This is a genomic window from Sunxiuqinia elliptica (genome assembly GCF_900113005.1).
GTDB lineage: Bacteria > Bacteroidota > Bacteroidia > Bacteroidales > Prolixibacteraceae > Sunxiuqinia > Sunxiuqinia elliptica.
The window spans coordinates 26,903-46,693 of the sequence record NZ_FONW01000005.1; the positions used below are offsets into that span (position 1 = coordinate 26,903).

At 45.1% G+C, this 19,791-nt stretch carries 17 protein-coding genes; 16 read left to right on the forward strand and 1 reads right to left on the reverse strand.

Features of this window, described 5'->3' with window-relative positions; genetic code table 11:
• Positions 1-84 precede the first annotated feature (84 nt).
• On the reverse strand, positions 85-849 hold the full coding sequence (locus BM156_RS11055) for a DeoR/GlpR family DNA-binding transcription regulator (RefSeq protein WP_093919939.1): 765 nt from the start codon (positions 847-849) through the stop codon (positions 85-87).
• A 258-nt stretch (positions 850-1,107) separates the two neighbouring features.
• Here BM156_RS11055 and BM156_RS11065 point away from each other — a divergent pair, with 258 nt between their 5' ends.
• From BM156_RS11065 to BM156_RS11140, 16 genes are all read left to right on the forward strand, one after another.
• Positions 1,108-2,673 (forward strand): glycerol-3-phosphate dehydrogenase/oxidase, encoded by a 1,566-nt coding sequence (locus BM156_RS11065; RefSeq protein WP_093919941.1) that lies wholly within the window; start codon positions 1,108-1,110, stop codon positions 2,671-2,673.
• Between the two features lie 52 nt (positions 2,674-2,725).
• Positions 2,726-3,628 carry a glycerophosphodiester phosphodiesterase family protein gene (locus BM156_RS11070; protein WP_093919942.1) on the forward strand — a complete coding sequence of 301 codons (903 nt, stop codon included), beginning with the start codon at positions 2,726-2,728 and terminating at the stop codon, positions 3,626-3,628.
• 65 nt (positions 3,629-3,693) lie between these two features.
• Entirely contained in the window at positions 3,694-4,929 is a 1,236-nt protein-coding gene (locus BM156_RS11075) for an MFS transporter (RefSeq protein ID WP_212733494.1), read from the forward strand.
• A gap of 19 nt (positions 4,930-4,948) precedes the next feature.
• Positions 4,949-6,265 (forward strand): sn-glycerol-1-phosphate dehydrogenase, encoded by a 1,317-nt coding sequence (locus BM156_RS11080; RefSeq protein ID WP_093919943.1) that lies wholly within the window; start codon positions 4,949-4,951, stop codon positions 6,263-6,265.
• Positions 6,266-6,270: 5 nt separating this feature from the next.
• Positions 6,271-7,143, forward strand: a complete 873-nt coding sequence (locus BM156_RS11085) for an HAD-IIA family hydrolase (RefSeq protein WP_093919944.1) — start codon at positions 6,271-6,273, stop codon at positions 7,141-7,143.
• 5 nt (positions 7,144-7,148) lie between these two features.
• Positions 7,149-8,792, forward strand: coding sequence for a ribulokinase (locus tag BM156_RS11090; RefSeq protein ID WP_170846941.1), 1,644 nt, complete (start codon positions 7,149-7,151; stop codon positions 8,790-8,792).
• Between the two features lie 30 nt (positions 8,793-8,822).
• On the forward strand, positions 8,823-10,934 hold the full coding sequence (locus BM156_RS11095) for a transketolase family protein (RefSeq protein ID WP_244525736.1): 2,112 nt from the start codon (positions 8,823-8,825) through the stop codon (positions 10,932-10,934).
• A gap of 52 nt (positions 10,935-10,986) precedes the next feature.
• A complete protein-coding gene (locus tag BM156_RS11100) occupies positions 10,987-12,321 on the forward strand; it encodes an MFS transporter (RefSeq protein WP_093919946.1) in 1,335 nt (444 codons plus the stop codon).
• 31 nt (positions 12,322-12,352) lie between these two features.
• Positions 12,353-13,027, forward strand: coding sequence for a GDSL-type esterase/lipase family protein (locus BM156_RS11105; RefSeq protein WP_093919947.1), 675 nt, complete (start codon positions 12,353-12,355; stop codon positions 13,025-13,027).
• A 141-nt stretch (positions 13,028-13,168) separates the two neighbouring features.
• Positions 13,169-14,122 (forward strand): sensor histidine kinase, encoded by a 954-nt coding sequence (locus BM156_RS11110; RefSeq protein ID WP_170846942.1) that lies wholly within the window; start codon positions 13,169-13,171, stop codon positions 14,120-14,122.
• Positions 14,119-14,760, forward strand: coding sequence for a response regulator transcription factor (locus BM156_RS11115; protein ID WP_093919949.1), 642 nt, complete (start codon positions 14,119-14,121; stop codon positions 14,758-14,760). The genes BM156_RS11110 and BM156_RS11115 overlap by 4 nt, the downstream gene beginning before the upstream one ends.
• Positions 14,761-14,855: 95 nt before the next feature.
• Positions 14,856-15,650 carry an ATP-binding cassette domain-containing protein gene (locus BM156_RS11120; protein WP_212733495.1) on the forward strand — a complete coding sequence of 265 codons (795 nt, stop codon included), beginning with the start codon at positions 14,856-14,858 and terminating at the stop codon, positions 15,648-15,650.
• A gap of 37 nt (positions 15,651-15,687) precedes the next feature.
• Positions 15,688-16,386 carry a GTP-binding protein gene (locus BM156_RS11125; protein ID WP_093919951.1) on the forward strand — a complete coding sequence of 233 codons (699 nt, stop codon included), beginning with the start codon at positions 15,688-15,690 and terminating at the stop codon, positions 16,384-16,386.
• A 2-nt stretch (positions 16,387-16,388) separates the two neighbouring features.
• Positions 16,389-17,060: a (Fe-S)-binding protein gene (locus BM156_RS11130; RefSeq protein ID WP_093919952.1), complete on the forward strand. Its 672-nt coding sequence runs from the start codon at positions 16,389-16,391 to the stop codon at positions 17,058-17,060.
• Positions 17,061-17,167: 107 nt separating this feature from the next.
• Complete coding sequence (locus BM156_RS11135) at positions 17,168-17,851, forward strand: TrmH family RNA methyltransferase (protein WP_093919953.1); 684 nt, start codon at positions 17,168-17,170, stop codon at positions 17,849-17,851.
• A complete protein-coding gene (locus tag BM156_RS11140) occupies positions 17,848-19,779 on the forward strand; it encodes a dipeptidyl-peptidase 3 family protein (protein WP_093919954.1) in 1,932 nt (643 codons plus the stop codon). The genes BM156_RS11135 and BM156_RS11140 overlap by 4 nt, the downstream gene beginning before the upstream one ends.
• The last annotated feature ends 12 nt before the right edge of the window (positions 19,780-19,791 follow it).

Below are 19,791 nucleotides of genomic sequence, written 5' to 3' on the forward strand. Positions count from 1 at the left end.
TGTTTTGTGCTAAGATCTTTATTAAGACCAGGTAGAATCTTGTTGAGCGGTAATCTTTATTATTAAGGGTTACCGTTTTTTGTATTAGACGATGATCAGTTCAATGCCCATTTCCTCGATGGCGTTGGCCGTATGCTGCGGAATGCCCGGGTCGGTGATAATCATGTCCACCTGCTCAAGGCTACAAATACGTCCAAACCCTCTTTTCCCAAACTTGGAAGAATCGGTCAGGATAATTGTGCGTAGCGCCGCTTTCATCATTTTCTTGTTCAAAAGAGCTTCTTCAATGTTGGAGTTGGTAATCCCGTTTTCAAAGTCAATGCCATCCACGCCCAAAAACAGCTTGGAGCAGGTCAGGTCATCAAAGATCTTGGCGGCAAAATCACCCACCACGGAAAAGGAGTTTTTGCGGACAATTCCTCCCAGCTGAATCACTTCGATGTTGGGGATGTTGTTCAGTAAGATGGATGTTTTCAGTGAGGCGCTGACCACAGTCAGGTTTCCTTTGGGATTCAGCTCCTGGGCAAAGGTGTGAGCCGTAGATCCGGAAGCAATGATGATGGAATCATTTTCTTCAATGAGCCTGCAGGCAGCCAGGGCAATGTTTCTTTTCTCGGAAGTTCTCATTTTTTCCTTTTCCTGCAGGTTGATATCCGTTGTGTGCGGATTGACCGGGCTGGCGCTTCCGTGCGTTCGGTAAAGCAGCTTTTTTTCTTCCAGGTACTTCAGGTCCTTTCGGATGGTAACAGGCGTTACATCCAGCTCCCGGGCAATATCCGAAACCTTGATAAAGCCGTTTTTGTTGAGCATGTCCAGGATGTATTTGTGTCTTTCAGCGATACTTAGCATGTTGTTTCAGTATTATAGTTTATGCAAATATAGGTTTTTTAATGATGTTTGGTGGGTTTCGGAAAGGATGGTTTTGTTTCTTATTGTAATTATTAGCAGTTGTTTTGTAATTTTTATCGAAAAAAAGATAAAAAACGATGGACCGTATTTTCTTTTTACGTATGTTTGTTTCGAATTATTCAATAAAAAGAAAGAAAAGGAAACTTTAAGATCGAATAGGTTTCGTTTTTGGAGCTTCCCCAGGAAAAAGAGTGAACTATGAAAAGAGAAGAGTTAGCAGCAGAGATCGGTTCCGGTCGTTATGAGAGTGATGTGATCGTGATTGGCGGAGGCGCCACCGGTCTTGGTGTGGCTGTAGATGCAGCCTCGAGAGGTTACCGGGTGTTGTTGCTGGAGCAGGATGACTTTTCGAAAGGGACCTCGAGCCGGAGTACCAAGCTGGTTCACGGGGGAGTTCGTTACCTGGCCCAGGGAGATGTGAAACTGGTGATTGAAGCCTTGCGCGAGCGGGGCCGGATGCGTCGTAATGCGCCGCACCTGGTTCGGGACATGCGCTTTATTATCGGGAACTACAAATGGTGGGAACGCTCGTTCTACACCATTGGTCTGACCTGCTATGACCTGCTGGCCGGCAAACTGGGGCTGGGGCGTTCTTTACCGCTTTCCAGTTCCCGGATCACGAGGGAAATCCCGGGCTTAAAACGGGATGGCCTGATGGGTGGCGTGGTTTACCATGACGGTCAGTTTGATGATTCGAGAATGGCCATTAGTCTGGCCCAGACAGCCTTTGATTACGGCGGTGTTTGCCTGAACTATGTCCGGGTTGACGGTCTGGAGAAAGATGGCAGCGGGCGGGTTTGCGGAGTTCGTGCCGTGGATCTGCTGAATGGCCGTGACTTTACGGTTCGCAGCCGGGTGGTGGTGAATGCCACCGGTGTTTTCATTGATGATGTAATGGGCATGGACAGCCGCCAGGCCAATAAGAAAGTAAGGCCAAGCCAGGGGGTTCACCTGGTTGTTGACCGGAAGTTCCTGGGCGGCGACTCAGCACTGATGATCCCGAAGACGCGTGACGGACGGGTGTTGTTTGGTGTCCCCTGGCACGACAAGGTGGTGTTGGGTACGACGGATACACCATTAAACCAGGCCTCGCTGGAGCCCTGTGCCCTGGAAGAGGAAGTTGACTTTATCCTGGATCAGGCCGGACAGTACCTGGCTATGCAGCCCAAACGTTCGGATGTACTTTCGGTTTTTGCGGGGCTTCGTCCGCTGGCAGCGCCCACCAAAGGGGAAGGGCAGAAAACCAAGGAGATCTCACGCAGCCATAAGATTTACCAGTCGGATTCGGGTCTGCTGACCATTACGGGTGGCAAGTGGACTACCTACCGGGAAATGGCCGAAGAGGTGGTTGACCGGGCCATTGGTATTGGCGGCCTGGAACGCCGGGCCTGTGTCACGGCAGATATGAAACTGCATGGCTATGCGGTTCAGGATCCGGAGTCAGGCTGGGATTACGTTTACGGCAGCGACCGGGAGCAGCTTCGCTTGCTGGAGCAGGCTGATGCCACGAACAAGGAACTGTTGCATCCGGACTACACGTTTAGGGTGTCTCATGTGCTGTGGGCTGTGCGTGAAGAAATGGCTCAAACTGTGGAAGATGTACTGGCCCGACGGGTGCGTGCGTTGTTTTTGGATGCACGTGCTGCCATAGAGATGGCTCCGCGCGTGGCTGCAATTTTGGCTTCGGAATTGGGCAAAAGTAATGAATGGGTGAACGAGCAGGTGACAACCTTTAACCGACTAGCTAAATGTTATCTGATTTAATTTGTTAAATTGGAAGTTTGTAAAAATAAATCAAAACTAAACATAACGGTATATGGAAATAATAACCAGTAAAACTTTTCTTTTTAAGCTTGCTTCAGTAGCATTCTTGTTATTTTCAGGATGTTCCATGTCTGCGCAACAGGCTAAGCGAAACTATCTTGAGTTTAACTCAACTAAAGAAATTCAAGAGTTCTTCCGATATAAAGAGGATGGCTCCATTATTGTAAGCGGCCATCGTGGTGGACGTGAAAAAAACTTCCCTGAGAATAGTATCGAAGGCTTTCAGAACGTATTGGATCAAATACCTGCCTTCTTTGAAATTGATCCCCGCCTGACGAAGGACAGTGTTATAGTGTTGATGCATGATGCAACGCTGGATCGTACAACCAATGCAACCGGGCGGTTAGCTGATTATACGTGGGCTGAATTGCAAGATGTCCGATTGAAAGATAGCGATGGTAAGCTTACTTCTTGCCATATTCCAACCTTGGAAGAGGTTATTGAGTGGAGTAAAGGGAAAACGGTTGTTAACCTGGATAAAAAAGATGTTCCCTTAGGAATGATTGCTGAGCTGATTCAAAAGCATAAAGCTGAAAATCATGTGATGCTAACTGTGCATACAGGTGCTCAGGCGAGATATTATTACGATCGTTTTCCATCGATCATGTTCTCTGCTTTCTCCAGAAATGCTAAGGAGTTTGATGATTTAATGATCTCAGGAGTTCCGGCTAATAACATGATTGCTTATGTGGGGCGAACCATTGATGAATCGAATGAGAAAATTGTAGCCAAGTTGCGCGCCAAAGGAATTCCATGCATGGTTTCCTATTCACCAACTCATGATAAACTGAAAACAGCTGAGGAGCGAAAGCAAGCGTATCTTGAATCGCTAAAAGCAAACCCCGATATCGTGGAGTCTGATTTTCCAACGGAGATCTGGCCGCTGCTAAAATAGGCTTCCTTGCCTTGCAAGCCCGGAACATCAGATCGAATGAAATACGAACTAACTACAACTAAACGATGAAAAAACAATCAAGTGCCTTTTTTAGCCATGCTGGTCTGCCCAAACATTTGTCGTGGGGATACCTTGGTGTGCTAATTTTTATGATGGGAGATGGGATTGAGCAGGGATGGCTGAGTCCTTATTTAATTGATCGGGGACTTAGCCTGGAAGCCTCAGCCGCTTTATTTACAGTATACGGAATTACAATTGCCATTTCGTCCTGGTTTTCAGGTGTGCTGGCAGAAACCTATGGCGCCCGAAAAACAATGTTTTACGGGCTGCTGCTTTACCTGTTAGGAACCGTTGGATTTGTTGGGATGGGAATGCCTGATTTGAATTATCCTGTGATGCTGGTCACTTACGCTGTTCGTGGTTTCGGCTATCCTTTGTTTGCTTACGCCTTTTTGGTGTGGATAACCTACAGCACGCCGAAAGAACAGCTGGGACGAGCGGTTGGATGGTTCTGGTTTGTCTTTACCGGTGGTCTGAATGTCCTCGGGGCTTATTACTCAAGTTGGGCCATCATTGAATTTGGTCACATTTCTACCTTATGGACCAGCGTGTTCTGGGCTTTGATTGGGGCACTATTTGCTTTGGTGCTGAATAAGTACACGAAACTGGAGCGCAAGGGGGCTGATTCAAAAATGAAAGACCTGATGAAGGGAATTACCATCATGCGCGATGAACCCAAAGTTTTGTTGGGAGGGATCGTTCGGGTGATTAATACCACCGCACAATTTGCGTTTCCGGTCTTTTTGCCTTTGTACATGGCCGAACATGGATTTAATACAACCGAATGGTTGCAGATCTGGGGAACCATTTTTACAGGTAATATTGTTTTCAACCTGATTTTCGGATTTGTTGGCGACCGCGTTGGATGGCGCAATACAGTAATCTGGTTTGGAGGTGTTGGTTGTGCAATAAGTACGCTGCTGTTTTATTATTCCCCGGTGTTTGGCAACAGTAATTTCTGGATTGTCATGGCTGCCGGAACCTTGTGGGGAGCCTTACTGGCGGGTTATGTGCCCTTGTCTGCTTTGGTGCCATCGCTGGTGAAAGAAGATAAAGGCGCCGCAATGGCTGTTTTAAACCTGGGGGCTGGACTTCCGGTGTTTGTAGGCCCATTGCTGGTTGGTGTTTTTTATCAGTTAATCGGAAGTGAAGGAGTGATTTGGCTGCTTGCCGGACTTTATCTGCTAAGTGCCTTCCTCACCCGCTTTATTACTCTTCCGAACAATGCAAAAACAATGTAATAAAAATTAGATATTTCAAATGAAACTGAATGTAAAAGAAGCGCTGGATTCAGCTCGGGATACGCGAGCTTTGATCATAGACGAGAAGATAATAGAACAGGTTTCTGATTTATTCAAAACCAATTTTGACGGGCGGAGAGCTGTTGTGGTATGCGATCAAACCACATGGAAGATTGCAGGCGAAAAGGTATTTAAATGCCTGAAGAAAGAGGGAATGACCGAAGTGGAGCCATTCGTTTATGACGAGCCAAAGCCGTATGCTGAATTTGGAAATGTAGAGAAGCTGGAAGCGTCTTTAAAAAAGCATGATGCTATTCCTGTAGCGGTTGGATCAGGCACATTGAATGACTTGACCAAGCTGGCTGCAGCCCGCGCCGACAGACCATATATGTGTGTGGCAACAGCTGCGTCTATGGATGGATACACAGCTTTTGGTGCTTCCATTACATTTCAGGGAGCTAAACAAACCTTTTCATGTCCGGCTCCTCAGGCTGTTTTGGCAGATGTTGAAATCATCAGGCAGGCTCCTTCGTTGATGACCGCTTCAGGATATGCCGATCTTTTTGCAAAAGTAACCGCTGGTGCCGACTGGATTATTGCTGATGCGTTGGGGGTGGAACCGATTGATCCACGGGCTTGGTCAATTGTACAGGATGGATTGAAAGAGGCACTGGCCGATCCGGAAGGAGCTAAAAATGGTCAGCTAACAGCAATTACACCGTTGGTTGAAGGATTGATTTTAGGTGGTTTTGCCATGCAGTGGTCGCAAACCAGTCGCCCTGCATCCGGCGCTGAGCATCAGTTCAGTCACTTGTGGAACATGGAGCATCATACCCATGAAGGGGAAACGCCATCGCACGGGTTCCAAGTTGGAATTGCCACTTTGGCTGTTACTCGTTTGTACGAAAAAATGCTTCAAACCCCATTGGATTTATTGGATGTAGAAGCCTGTTGCAAACAATGGGGTGAATGGCCGGAATGGGAGCAAAAGATAAAAGAGCAGTTTGAAAATACTGACTTTCTGGAAACAGCCTTGACGCAAACTCAGAATAAATACATCGATAAAGACGCTTTGAGCGATCAGCTGCAAAAGCTTAAAACAAACTGGCCGGTGTTAAAAGCACGTCTGACTGAACAACTGGTTCCTTCAGAAGAGGTCAAAAAAAGACTATTGGCTGTTGGTGCTCCGGTAGAGCCTGAGCAAATTGGTATTTCCCGCAAACGCATGAAAAATTCATTTATCCGGGCATCACACATTCGGTCCCGTTTTACGATTCTGGATATTGCCGTAAGAACGGGTTCCCTGGATCAGTGGTTGAACGAAATATTTGAATAAAAACTATGTTAGACGATAAAGTATTTTTATCATCCTTTCCGGATGAGCAGGCTTTGTACACCCATTTGCAAAAGATCAAGCATGTTGCTCTGGACATGGATGGCACTATTTATAAGGGGAATACACTGTTTTCCTATACCAAACAATTTTTGGCTGACCTGAGGGCGATGGGAATCGGTTATTCATTTTTGACGAATAATCCGTCGAAAAGTACAGCTGACTATTTGGAGCATTTGCGAAAGATGGGAGTTGTGGCTACCAAGGAAGAATTGTACACCACAGCGCAAGCTACCATTGCTTATCTGAAAAAGCATCATCCTGAAGTGAAACGCCTGTTTATTTTAGGAACACCAAGTATGATTGAGGAATTTGAACTGGCCGGATTTGAGTCCGTTCCGAATGATCCGAAGGAAGAGCCGGATGCTGTTGTGGTTGGTTTCGATTTAACCCTGGCGTACGATCGTTTGTCGCGTGCAGCTTGGTGGGTTTCGCAGAAAAAACTGTATGTGGCAACCAATCCGGACTATGTTTGCCCGACCGATGAACCTGTGGTTTTGGTTGATTGCGGCTCTATTTGTGCAGCGATCGAAAAATCAGTTGGGCGCGATCCGGATGTTGTCTTAGGCAAACCTCAGCCTGAAATGCTCAATGGTATTTTAGAACTACACAACTTAAAAAGTGAAGAAGTTGCCATGATTGGCGACCGGATTTATACCGATATCTTGATGGCACACCGGGCTAATAGTTTTGGAGTGCTTGTATTGTCGGGTGAAGCAACCGAAGAAGATGCCGTAAAAGCAGTCCCAAAACCCAATTTGGTGACACCAACGATTGAAACATTTGGAGAGCTGTTAAAGCTTTCGCGAAATAATAAATAGAAGTTATGAAAGGGGTTATTGGAGCTGACTTTGGATCTGATTCCTGCCGGGTGGTCTTGGTTGATACACATTCCGGAGAAATTCAAGCAACGGCCACTCGGTTTTATCCGCGATGGATGGACGGAAAGTATTGCGATTCGGAAATAAATCAGTATCGCCAACATCCTGCTGATTACCTGGACGCTTTCGAGGAGGCTGTGGTTGAGATGTTGCAAGCAGCGACGCCTAGTCAAAGAGCTGCTGTTGTTGGAATTGCATTTGCTACAACAAGCTCCACCGTCTGTTTGACCAATGTTGACGGAACCCCATTGGCTTTGCTGCCTGAGTTTGGTGAAAATCCCAATGCGATGTTTGCACTGTGGAAAGATCATACCGCCGTGCAGGAAGCCGACGAAATTAATGACTTGGTTCGACAATGGCCGGTTGACTACAACAAATACAGTGGAGGGCGCTACTCTTCGGAGTGGGTTTGGTCAAAGGTGCTCCATTTATTGCGCAAAGATGAAAGCGTGCGCAAACGGGCTTTTTCATGGGTTGAACATTGTGACTGGGTGCCCAATTTGCTATGCGGAATCAGTAATCCGAACGAGCGAAGATATAGTCGCTGTGCCGGAGGGCATAAAGCCATGTGGCACAAAGAGTGGGGAGGGCTTCCTTCCGAAGAATTTATGCGAAAATTGGCTCCCGACTTCTCCGGGTTTTTATTTCGCCCTTATCAGGAGACTTACACCAGCGATACTCCGATTGGAACTTTAACGGAGGAGTGGGCATTACGGCTTGGACTTTCCACGGATGTAAAGGTTGCTGTTGGAGCTGTCGATTGCCATGTCGGAGCTGTTGGCGCTCAAATAAAGCCCGGCGTTATGGTGAGCGTTGTGGGAACATCAACCTGCGATATTTTGGTAGCCGAGAAGGATCAGGTGGACGCTTCGGTCGTCCCTGGAATTTGCGGTCAGGTGGATGGTTCGGTGGTGCCTGGGCTGATTGGTTTTGAAGCCGGACAGCCTGCTTTTGGCGATTTGTATGCATGGTTTAAGGACCTGTTGATAGGGCCTTTTGAGCAGTTATTGCCTCAGGCTGATTGGTTGGATCAGCCATTGCGGGAGCGCTTGGTGAAAGAAATGAGCGAACAAATGATTCCCTGGCTGACAGCTGAAGCTGAAAAGCTCCCAGTTGATGCTCATACGGTTTTAGCGACAGACTGGATTAACGGGCGTCGCTCGCCGGATGCGGATGAGTCGGTGAAAGCAAGTGTGACAGGTTTACACTTGGGAAGTAATGCTCCGGCCATTTTTAAAGCCTTGGTAGAGGCTTCAACTTATGGGTTGAAAGCGATCGTTGAGCGCTATGTCGAAAATGGGATGGCCGTTAACGAGGTGATTGGAGCAGGCGGAATTGCTCAAAAGTCAGCCTTTGTCATGCAGACAATGGCTGATGTACTAGGCTTGCCGGTGAAAATTACGAAAGCCAAAGAGTCGTGTGCCTTGGGTGCTGCCATGTTCGCAGCTGTCGCTTCAGGTGTGCATGTGAGCATTGACGAGGCGCAGGAAACCATGGGACAGGGATTCTCAAAAACGTATTATCCGCGGAAAGAATATGCTGCCATTCACCAGATAAGGTATCAGGAGTATTTGAAATACAAGAAATAGGAGAATAAGATGGATCAAACGGCAGGGAGTATGCAAAAAGAATTGAAAAATAAGCAAGGACAGAAGAAAATAGGAACAACAATGAACGAGATTGAAACAATGAAGAGAGCAGCGGATAATATCCGTATTTTGTCGGCTGCCATGGTTGAAAAAGCCAAGTCGGGACATCCTGGGGGTGCCATGGGAGGAGCTGATTTTATTAATGTTTTGTTTTCAGAATTTCTGATTTATGATCCTAATAATCCCGAATGGGAAGGTCGGGATCGTTTTTTTCTTGATCCTGGTCATATGTCTCCCATGTTGTATTCGGTGTTGGCATTAACAGGAAAATATACGATGGATGAACTGGCGGCATTCCGTCAGTGGGGAAGTGTTACTTCCGGTCATCCGGAGTTGGATATCGCCCGTGGAGTAGAAAATACCTCGGGTCCATTGGGGCAGGGACATACTTATGCTGTAGGGGCTGCCATTGCTGCCAAGTTTTTAAAGGCTCGCTTTGGCGAGGTGATGGACCAAACCATTTATGCTTACATCTCCGATGGCGGCATACAAGAAGAAATTTCACAAGGGGCAGGCCGGATTGCCGGACATTTAGGGTTGGATAATCTGGTCATGTTCTACGATTCAAATAATGTACAGCTTTCAACTACGGTTGACACGGTTTCTACTGAAAATGTAGCGATGAAATACCGAGCCTGGGGATGGGCTGTTGTTGAAATTGATGGGCACGATGTCAAAGCGATTCGCGAAGCTTTAAAAGACGCGATGTTTGAAACCGAACGTCCAACACTGATCATTGGGAAGACGGTGATGGGGAAAGGCGCCGTTACTTCCGAACGCAAAGATTTTGGTAACCAGGTGTCAACGCACGGACAACCTTTGTCGGCTTCTGGTGCTTCATTTGATGAGACCATTCGGGACTTGGGCGGTGATCCGGAAAATCCATTTGTCATTTTCCCTGAGGTGCAGGAATTGTATGCTCAAAGTCACATTGAATTGGAAGAAGTAGTGGCCGAACGTTACGCCAATAAGGCCAAATGGGCTCAGGAAAATCCAGAGCTTGCCGCGAAATTGGAACGTTTCTTTTCAGGTGATGTGCCGAACATGGATTGGGCGGCCGTTCAGCAAAAACCAAATCAATCTACCCGTGCGGCTTCATCTGTTGTATTGAGTGCTTTTGCCCAAAATATTGAAAATATGATTTGTTCATCGGCTGATTTATCCAACTCGGATAAAACCGATGGCTTTTTGAAACAAACACATCGTTTCAGTAAAAAAGATTTTAGCGGAGCCTTTCTGGAGGCTGGAGTTTCAGAGTTAACGATGGCTTGCTTGTGCATTGGGATGGCTTTGCATGGCGGCGTTATTCCCGTGTGCGGAACTTTCTTTGTTTTCTCCGATTACATGAAACCCGCTTTGCGTATGGCTGCTTTGATGGAGCTGCCCGTTAAGTTTATCTGGACTCATGATTCATTTCGGGTTGGCGAAGATGGGCCAACGCATGAGCCTGTTGAGCAGGAAATGCAGATTCGTTTGCTGGAAAAGCTGAAGAATCACCATGGAGCAAACTCCATGATGGTGCTACGTCCGGCTGATGCAGTGGAAACAACAGTAGCTTGGGAAATGGCCCTGAAAAATAATTCAACACCAACAGGCCTTTTGTTGTCGCGTCAAAATATTGTGGACTTACCGGCTAAAACAAGCCGTCAGAAAGAAGCCCGTCAGGCTGAAAAGGGAGCTTACACTGTTAATGAAGATGAGAATCCGGAGGTGGTGCTGGTGGCTTCAGGTTCTGAGGTCGCAACTTTGGTTGAAGGTGCTCAGCTGTTGCGCAAAGATGGAGTGAAGGTTCGGATTGTATCGGCTATTTCGGAAGGGATTTTTCGCAATCAACCCAAAGAATATCAGCAAGCGGTGATGTTGGACGATTGCCCGGTATTCGGCTTAACAGCCGGCTTGCCAACTACGCTGGAAGGCTTGGTCAAAAACCGGGGAACCATTTGGGGCTTGAATTCTTTTGGCTACTCTGCGCCTTACCAGGTGTTGGATAAAAAATTTGGCTTTACCGGTCAAAATGTATATCAGCAAGTGAAAAAATTACTGGCCTGCGTGGAAGAGCCAGAAACAGAGGCCATGCAGTAATGCAGCTGTCTGATCAAAAGCAACTAAACCAGATTAAACTAAAATTAAGACGATGACGAATATATTGAGTTTTCTTAAACCTGCTCCTGAAAAAGAGCAAACCATTACGAATAAAAGTGAGTTGAATGCCAAATACAAATATTGGCGGACACGGGTGTTGTACACCACGATGATTGGCTATGTGATGTTTTATTTCGTTAGGAAGAACATCTCAATTGCGATGCCTGCAATTGAAGCCGATTTGGGAATTTCGAAGGCCGACTTAGGGCTTTTTCTGACCTTGCATGGTGTGGTGTATGGAATTTCCAAGTTTGTAAATGGCTTTTTCGGAGATCAAACCAATCCGCGCTATTTTATGGCGTTGGGCTTGTTCTTCTCCGCTTCCATGAGTTTGCTTTTTGGCTTGAGCAGTGGTGTGGTGGCTTTTGGCGTTTTCTGGTTGCTGAATGGCTGGTTTCAAGGAATGGGGTTTCCTCCTTGTGCCAACAGTTTAACCAATTGGTTTTCGCCCTCTGAACGGGGTGTCAAATTTGCTTTATGGAACACTTCACACTCCATCGGTGCAGCTTTGGTGTTGGTGCTAAACAGCTTTTTAGTGGTGTATGACTGGCGTTACTGTTTTATTGTTCCTGCAGCCTTGGCTTTTGTGGGCGTGCTTTTTATTCTGAACCGGCATCGCGACAAACCAGAATCATTGGGTTTACCCTCTGTTGATGTATATAAGAATGAGGAAGCAGAAGTGAAAGAGGAAGGTGAGAAAAAGAAAGGCGATTTCAAACGTTTTGTGCGCAAGCATGTTTTTGGTAATCCAGCTATTTGGTTCCTTTGTTTGGCGAACTTTTTCTTATACACCATTCGGTATGCTATTTTGGATTGGGGCCCAACTTTCCTGACAGAAATGAAAGGCGTTGATTTGCAAAAAGCAGGTTGGCTGGTTGCTGGTTACGAAGGATTTGGGATTCTGGGAATGCTTTCTAGTGGATGGATGATGGATAAAGTGTTTAAAGGTCGCGGAGGACGTGCCGCACTGATTTACATGTTGATCTGCTCAATAGCCGTTTTCTTTTTCTGGAAATTGCCTCATGAAAGTCCATTCTTTTATGGCATTCTACTTTGCATTGTGGGCTTCTTTATTTACGGGCCTCAGGCACTGGTCGGAATCATTGCTGCAAACCTGGCAACGAAGAAAGCTGCGGCTACTGCCATCGGGCTTACGGGCTTGTTTGCCTACTTAAGTACCGTCTTGTCCGGATGGGGACTTGGCTATCTGGTCACACACTATGGTTGGTCTTTGGGCTTCCTGATTTTGGTGGCCTCTGGAATTGCAGCGACCATTTTTTTCGCTTTTACCTGGAACTCTGGTTACATCGAAGAGAAGGCCAGTTGATCTGATGTCATTACTTAAAAACGAAACAATAATGAAGCAAGGAGTTATTCGATTAGTAATCATTTTTATGGTTTTTGCCTGGGTGAAAACAGCGCAGGCACAAGAGCGAAAGTATTCAATTTACTGGGAGCGCCGGGCTAGTTTGTTTGAAAACCTGCCAACCAGCAAGAAAGATATTATTTTCCTGGGAAACAGCATTACTGATGGAGCCGAATGGGCTGAGCTTTTTGATAATCCCCGGGTGAAAAACAGGGGGATTAGTGGCGACATTACAAGCGGAATTTTGGATCGTCTGGATCCCATTGTGAAAGGAAAACCAGCCAAGCTTTTTCTTTTGATCGGAATTAATGATGTTTCACGAGGGATTTCAGTTGACTCAATTGTTGGCAACATTCGTCTAATCCTTGAACGAATTCAGCTTGAAAGCCCCAAAACCCGGATTTATTTGCAAAGTGTATTGCCAGTGAACGATGCCTTTGACAATTTTAAGAAACATGCTTCGCGGTGGGCGATGGTTCCCGAAATAAATGTGGAGTTGAAAAAGCTTGCCTCCGAAAAGCAGCTTATTTACATTGACCTTTTTAGTCATTTTACCGATGCTTCCGGGGCTAAATTGAATCCCGACTATACAAATGATGGGCTACATTTGATGGGAGAAGGTTATTTAAAATGGAAAAAATTGATTGAGTCTCATGTGAATAAATAATTAGTTTTTACAAATTTCTTTTATTTGACGGGGTATTTGCAAAGCATGCAGATACCCCGTTTTTTTAGTTTCTATAAAATTTGTTTTGAACTTTGGTTTGTAAAAGAGTTTGTTTATCGATTAACTTTACACAAAAAACCAATGCTGCTTAAATTCGCCTTATTACTGTCGATGCTCATCCAATTGGGGGCAACCATTCTGGCGGTGAGTTTAATTCGACGTACGCGATACAATATAGCCTGGATCCTTATTTCTGCAGGCTTTGTACTTATGGCTGTGCGTCGCCTTTTTGAGTTTTCAACCTTGTTTTGGGAGTCTCAACTTTTCGATCGGGAGAGCATGAATACATGGTTGGGAATTCTTATTTCGGTATTGGTATTTATCGGGGTGATATTTATTCGGCAGATTTTTAACCTGCAGGACCAAATAGATCAACTGAGGCAGGAGAGCGAAAAAAGAGTGCTTTCAGCAGTAATTCAGGGAGAAGAAAAGGCTCGGGCTAATTTTGCCCGCGAGTTACACGATGGTTTAGGTCCCATTCTTTCTTCTGTGAAAATGACGATGAGTGCTGTTGATCCCAACCAGCTTGATGGACAAAATCGAACGTTTGTTGAACGTTCATGCATGTTGGCAGACGAGGCCGTTGTTTCGCTGCGTGAAATCTCCGATCATCTAAGTCCACACTTGCTGAAAAATTACGGTTTGGTAAAAGCGGTTGAAACGGTGGCTACCCAGTTGTTTCAGACTTCAAAAATTGACTGCCAGGTCAATTCGAATATTGGCAGCAAACGTTATCCTGATACGATTGAAATAAGTCTTTACCGGATTACTTCAGAATTGATGAATAACACGGTAAAACATGCCAATGCTTCGAAGGTGAAAATTTCCTTACAGCAAACTGATCAATTTTTTCAGCTAAGGTATCGCGATGACGGGAAGGGGGCTGATGAAAAATCAATCTCGATAGAAAGAAGCCAGAATGGAATGGGACTTGAAAATATTCGGTCCAGAGTGAAAATGTTAAATGGCTATCTGTTGATTGAAACCAGTCCGGGGAACGGTTTCTTTGCCAATATTTTAATTCCCGTATCATGAAGAAATGGAATATTTATTTGGTTGACGATCATGCCCTCTTTCGTGAGGGCTTACGTTTCTTACTTCAAAATATGGATGGGGTTTCGATGATTTATGAGGCCGAAAATGGAGCGGAACTGCTTCAGGGCTTGGAGCAGTATGATGTCAATTTGATTTTATTGGATATTGAAATGCCGGTTATGAATGGCATTGAAACCGCTGAGCGAGCTTTAAAAATCAGACCGGATATGAAAATCATAGCCTTATCGATGTATGCCGATGATAATTATTATGCGAGCATGATTGAAGCAGGGGCGGATGGCTTTCTACTCAAAAATTCCAGTTTTTCGGAAGTGAAAAGGGCGATTGAAGAGGTCATGAATGGGAAGAACTACTTTTCTCTGGAAATTCTACAGGCCATCCTGAATCGGCTGAATCGTCCCAAAGAGCAGAAAGAAGCGCAAGAGCTAACCGAGCGGGAAAATGAAGTTCTTTTTCATATTTGTCAGGGACTTTCCAATACTCAGATTGCCGAAGAATTGGGAATTAGCAAGCGCACGGTTGACAAGCACCGGGAAAATTTGCTTCAAAAAACACAATCAAAAAATACGGCTAACCTCGTGATTTATGCCATTAAGCAAGGCTATTTCAGCATTTAGACTTAGAGCTTACGTGTTTTGACGTAGGTGCCCATTTAGGTGTTTCAGCGGTTTTTCTCGAATGGTGTGCCCCATACCTTTGAGAATAAAAAATCATGATACAATCAATCAGTATTCTGGCCGGTAAAAACAAGGTCGGACTTGCAGAACGATTTTCGGAAATACATATTGACGCAGGGGAAATTATAGGTATTGTTGGACCAACCGGAAGTGGTAAAAGTGCATTAATCGAGGATATTGAGCAGTTGGCTCAACGCGATACAACAAGCTCACGGCAGATTCTTTTAAATGGCAAGGTGCCAGATGCCGACCTGCGATTCGATCCCAAGAAGAAGTTGGTAGCTCAGTTGTCACAGAACATGAACTTTCTGGCCGATATGACGGTCGATGAGTTTTTAAGGCTTCATGCAAAATGCCGGGGAAAAGATTCACTATTGAGTGAAAAGGTGATCTATTACGCCAACTCATTAACTGGCGAACCTATCCGAAAAGACATGAATTTGACTGTTCTGAGTGGTGGGCAAAGTCGCTCATTGATGGTGGCCGATGTGGCTTTTATCAGTGATTCGCCCGTAGTGCTAATTGATGAAATCGAGAATGCCGGAATCAAAAAGCATGAAGCATTGGAATTGCTTTCCGGAAACGGGAAGATCATTTTGGTTGTTACGCACGATCCTGTTTTAGCCTTGCTAACGCAACGTCGGTTGGTAATGCGAAAAGGTGGCGTTGAGAAGATCTTAACGACAACGGAAGATGAAAAACGGTTGTCGGTATACTTAAATCAGGTTGATCGGGAGCTTTTTACCATTCGGGAACAGGTCCGGCATGGTGAGGAAATTTCTCTTGAAGCAAGCAGTGTCGCTTCAGTAACCGAAAATATCATCGGATAGACAATCTTCTTTTTTTTAATCAACTGAACTATTTTTCATGAAAGTAATTATTGCAGCCGGCACACCCGGAGCTGGCAAAACAGCTGTCTTATTAAACACGATAAAGCAAGTTCGAAAACAGCATCAAGTAGCAGTCGTAAAAATAGACTGCTTATATACAGAAGATCATATTCGTTTTTTCTCCATCGGAGTGCCCGCTTTGTTGGGTTTGTCCAAAGACATGTGTCCCGATCACTACACAATTTTCAATACCGGAGAAATGATTGAATTTGCAGAGAAACATAAAGCGGAAATGTTAGTGATTGAAACGGCCGGATTATGTCATCGTTGTGCCCCATATACAAGTAACAGCCTTGGAGTCTGTGTTATTGATGCGACAACCGGCCCAAATACGCCTTTAAAAGTGGGGCCATTCTTGAGCACTGCCAATACAGTTGTTATTACAAAAGGAGACGTGATTTCGCAGGCAGAGCGTGAAATTTTTCGCGAGCGGGTGTTGGAGATGAATCCTTCTTGCCGGATTATTGAAGCCAACGGCCTAACGGGGAAAGGAGCAACTGAGCTTGCAGCTTGTTTCGAAGATGCGGCTGAATTTAGTTATGACGAAGAACGCCTAAGGCATAATGCCCCATTCTCAATTTGTACCTTGTGTGTTGGCGAAACGCGTGTTCATCAGCAGTTCCATCGCGGAGTGATACGTCATTTAAACGGAGTTCAGGAATATTTAGGAGAGTAACGATGAAAACACAAAAGCGTATTGTGGAGTTATTGCCTGGATTTAATTGTGGAGCTTGTGGCAAAAAAGACTGTGCTCATTTTGCCGAAGCATTAAAGATGAGCCAGGCAGGAGTGCAGGATTGTCCCGTGTTGAAGCAGGAGCGTTTTCGCTCAAAGCGAGCAGTGCTGGAACAAATGCTAAATCACCAAGATGGGATTTGTAAAGGGGCAGTTCCCAAAGTAGGATTGATTGATCAGGCTCTGGCCGACTTTGTTTTGCATCCGCTTCGAGGGGAACCTTCGTGTCGCGAGACTTTGGTCAACTTTGCCGGAGTCCATTTAGAAAAAGGCCAACTAATCAGGTACCGTCCTTTGGGCTGTCCGATCATTCACTTTGGCCGTGTTCTCGAATTGACCAATGGATTACTCGATGTTTGGGTAATTGGGCCTTGTCAGTTTATCAATAAAGGAGAAGAGCCGGTTGAGTTGGGAATTTGCATGATCTTGTCTTTTCAAGGGCGGATTGAAGGACAGTTGCCGGCAATTGGACAAACCGTTAAATTTTTACCCGCACATTGTATGATGGGGAAGGTGCATTCCGGAATTGTGGTTCAGATGGTTGATGGGCAAACCCGCATTGATTGTATTGATTTGAAGGTTTGGCAACATGCCGATCGACTGCCATCTTCGTAAGCTTTTCATCCATAGGTCAGTCTAAGGTTTTCAGCGACTTTCGGTAAAAAATCGCTATTTTTACCCACTGCTTTTCAAAACCTGTTCTGATTTTAGCTTGAGATACTATGGATTATGCATTGATTGAATACCTCGCTGATTTTTTGACCCCTGAACGAAATGATCTTTTTGATCGGGTACTGGACTTGAGGACTCGCTATTTAACAGTGGTTCTGGAAGATATTTACCAGCCACAGAATGCGAGCGCTGTGTTGCGGTCAGTTGATTGCTTTGGTGTTCAGGATGTGCATGTTATTGAAAACCGGAATAGCTTTACAGTGGACCGCGAAGTGGCTATGGGCGCTTCAAAGTGGTTGAATGTGCATAAATACACCGAGAATGAAAGCAATTCGCTGGATGCAATCAAACACCTGAAAAATCAGGGGTATCGAATTGTTGCAACCACTCCGCATGAAGGCGATACTGACTTGGAAGCTTTTGACCTGACAAAAGGGAAGACAGCCCTGTTTTTCGGAACAGAGCTGACCGGTATTTCCGATGTTGTTAAAGAGGAAGCCGATGAGTTTTTGAAGATTCCGATGTATGGCTTCACGGAGAGTTTTAATATTTCTGTTTCCGCAGCAATTATTTTGCACTACCTGACACTGAAAATGCGTAATGAGGAGACGATTAACTGGCAATTGTCGGAGGAGGAAAAAGCAGCCATTAAGTTGGCTTGGATCCGGCGATCGCTGAAGCGGTCAGAACTGTTGGAAAAGCGCTATCATGAACTACAAAAGAAAGGAATATGATGGAAGTATTTGTTGAAAAATTTGCCGATCTAAAAATATTGCGATACGAACTGCCTGATTTTGAAAAACTGGATCTGAAGCAGAAACAATATATCTACTATTTGTCTCAGGCTGCACTTTGTGGACGAGACATTCTTTGGGATCAGAATAATCGTTATAACCTGCCAATCCGACGTTTTCTGGAAACCATTTATAAAACGTTTTCCGGAAACCGGGAGTCCGAATTGTTTCAGCAGTTTCATGTTTACTTAAGGCGGGTTTGGTTCTCCAACGGGTTGCACCATCATTATTCGATGGACAAAATAGCTCCGGGCTTTTCTGCCGAAGAGTTGAAGGAATTGATGGAGCAATCAGACTTGACCGGACTGAATTACGAAGAGGAAGCTTTGAACGATTGGATTGATGTGATTACAAATCCGGAGCGGGAGTTGAAAAGAGTAAGCTTGGATAGTCAATCTGATTTGCTAAAGGCTTCAGCAATGAATTACTACCAGGGAGTTGAGCAGGAGCAGGCTGAAGCTTATTATAAGCAAAAGCATCAGGAAGCAGGCGAAAATGCACCTTCTTTTGGTTTGAATTCGCAGCTGGTGTGCGAAAATGGGAGGCTGAAAGAGAAGGTGTGGCATGCTGATGGAATGTATGGAAAAGCAATTCGGCAAATCGTTTTCTGGTTGGAAAAAGCGTACCCCTTTGCCGAGAATGAGTTGCAGCAAGAGTGTATTCAAAAGCTGATTGCTTACTATCAAAGTGGTGATTTGGCAACCTTTGATGAATACAGCATTGCTTGGGTGAAAGAATTAGACGGAACAGTCGATTTTGTCAATGGCTTTATTGAAGTGTATGGCGACCCCCTTGGAATAAAAGGGAGCTGGGAGTCAATCGTGAACTATAAAGATGAAGAAGGAAGTCAGCGGGCTGCGGTGTTATCTGAAAATGCAGCCTGGTTTGAAAAGCATTCGCCGGTAGCTGAAAATTTCAAGAAAGAGACAGTGAAGGGAGTTAGTGCCAAAGTGATTCACGTGGCGATGCTTGGCGGCGATTGCTTTCCGCACACACCAATCGGAATTAACTTGCCCAATGCTGAATGGATTCGGGAGGAGTATGGCTCAAAATCAGTGACTATCGAAAATATAACCAAATCATACTTTCTGGATTCATTGGGGAACGGCCTATTGGAAGAATTTGCCGCCTCAGAGGAGGAAGTTGAACGGGCCCGTAAATATGGTTACCTGGCTGGTAATTTACATACCGATTTGCATGAGTGCTTAGGGCATGGTTCCGGAAAAATGATGCCCGGCGTAAAACCGGAAGATCTGAAAAATTACTATTCAACCATTGAAGAAACCCGCGCCGATTTATTTGCGCTTTATTATGTGATGGATGAACGGTTGTTAGACTTAGGACTGGTGCCATCTATGGAGGCCGGAAAAGCAGAGTATGATGCGTACATGCGCAATGGCTTGATGACCCAGCTAACACGGATTGAGCCAGGAAAAGAGATTGAAGAATCGCACATGCGCAATCGCCAATTGATTGCTCGTTGGGCTTTGGAACATGGAAAAGAAGAACAGGTTGTTGATTGGAATGAGCAGGATGGTAAAACCTATATTAAAATCAATGATTACGTGAAGTTGCGGGATTTATTTGGACAATTGTTGGCCGAAGTGCAACGAATCAAATCAGAAGGAGATTTGGAGGGAGCCGCCGCCTTGGTTGAGAATTATGGCGTAAAGGTTGATGCTGATCTTCATCAGGAAATTCTTGAGCGTTTTAAACGATTGAACATTGCGCCATATGCTGGCTTCTTAAATCCGGATTTCTCTTTAAAAACAAATGATCAGGGCGAAGTAGTTGATGTTGAGTATGCTTATGCAAAAGACTTAAGCTCTCAAATGCTTCAATATGCTGAAAAATTTAGCTTCCTGTAGTCTGGTGCTTGG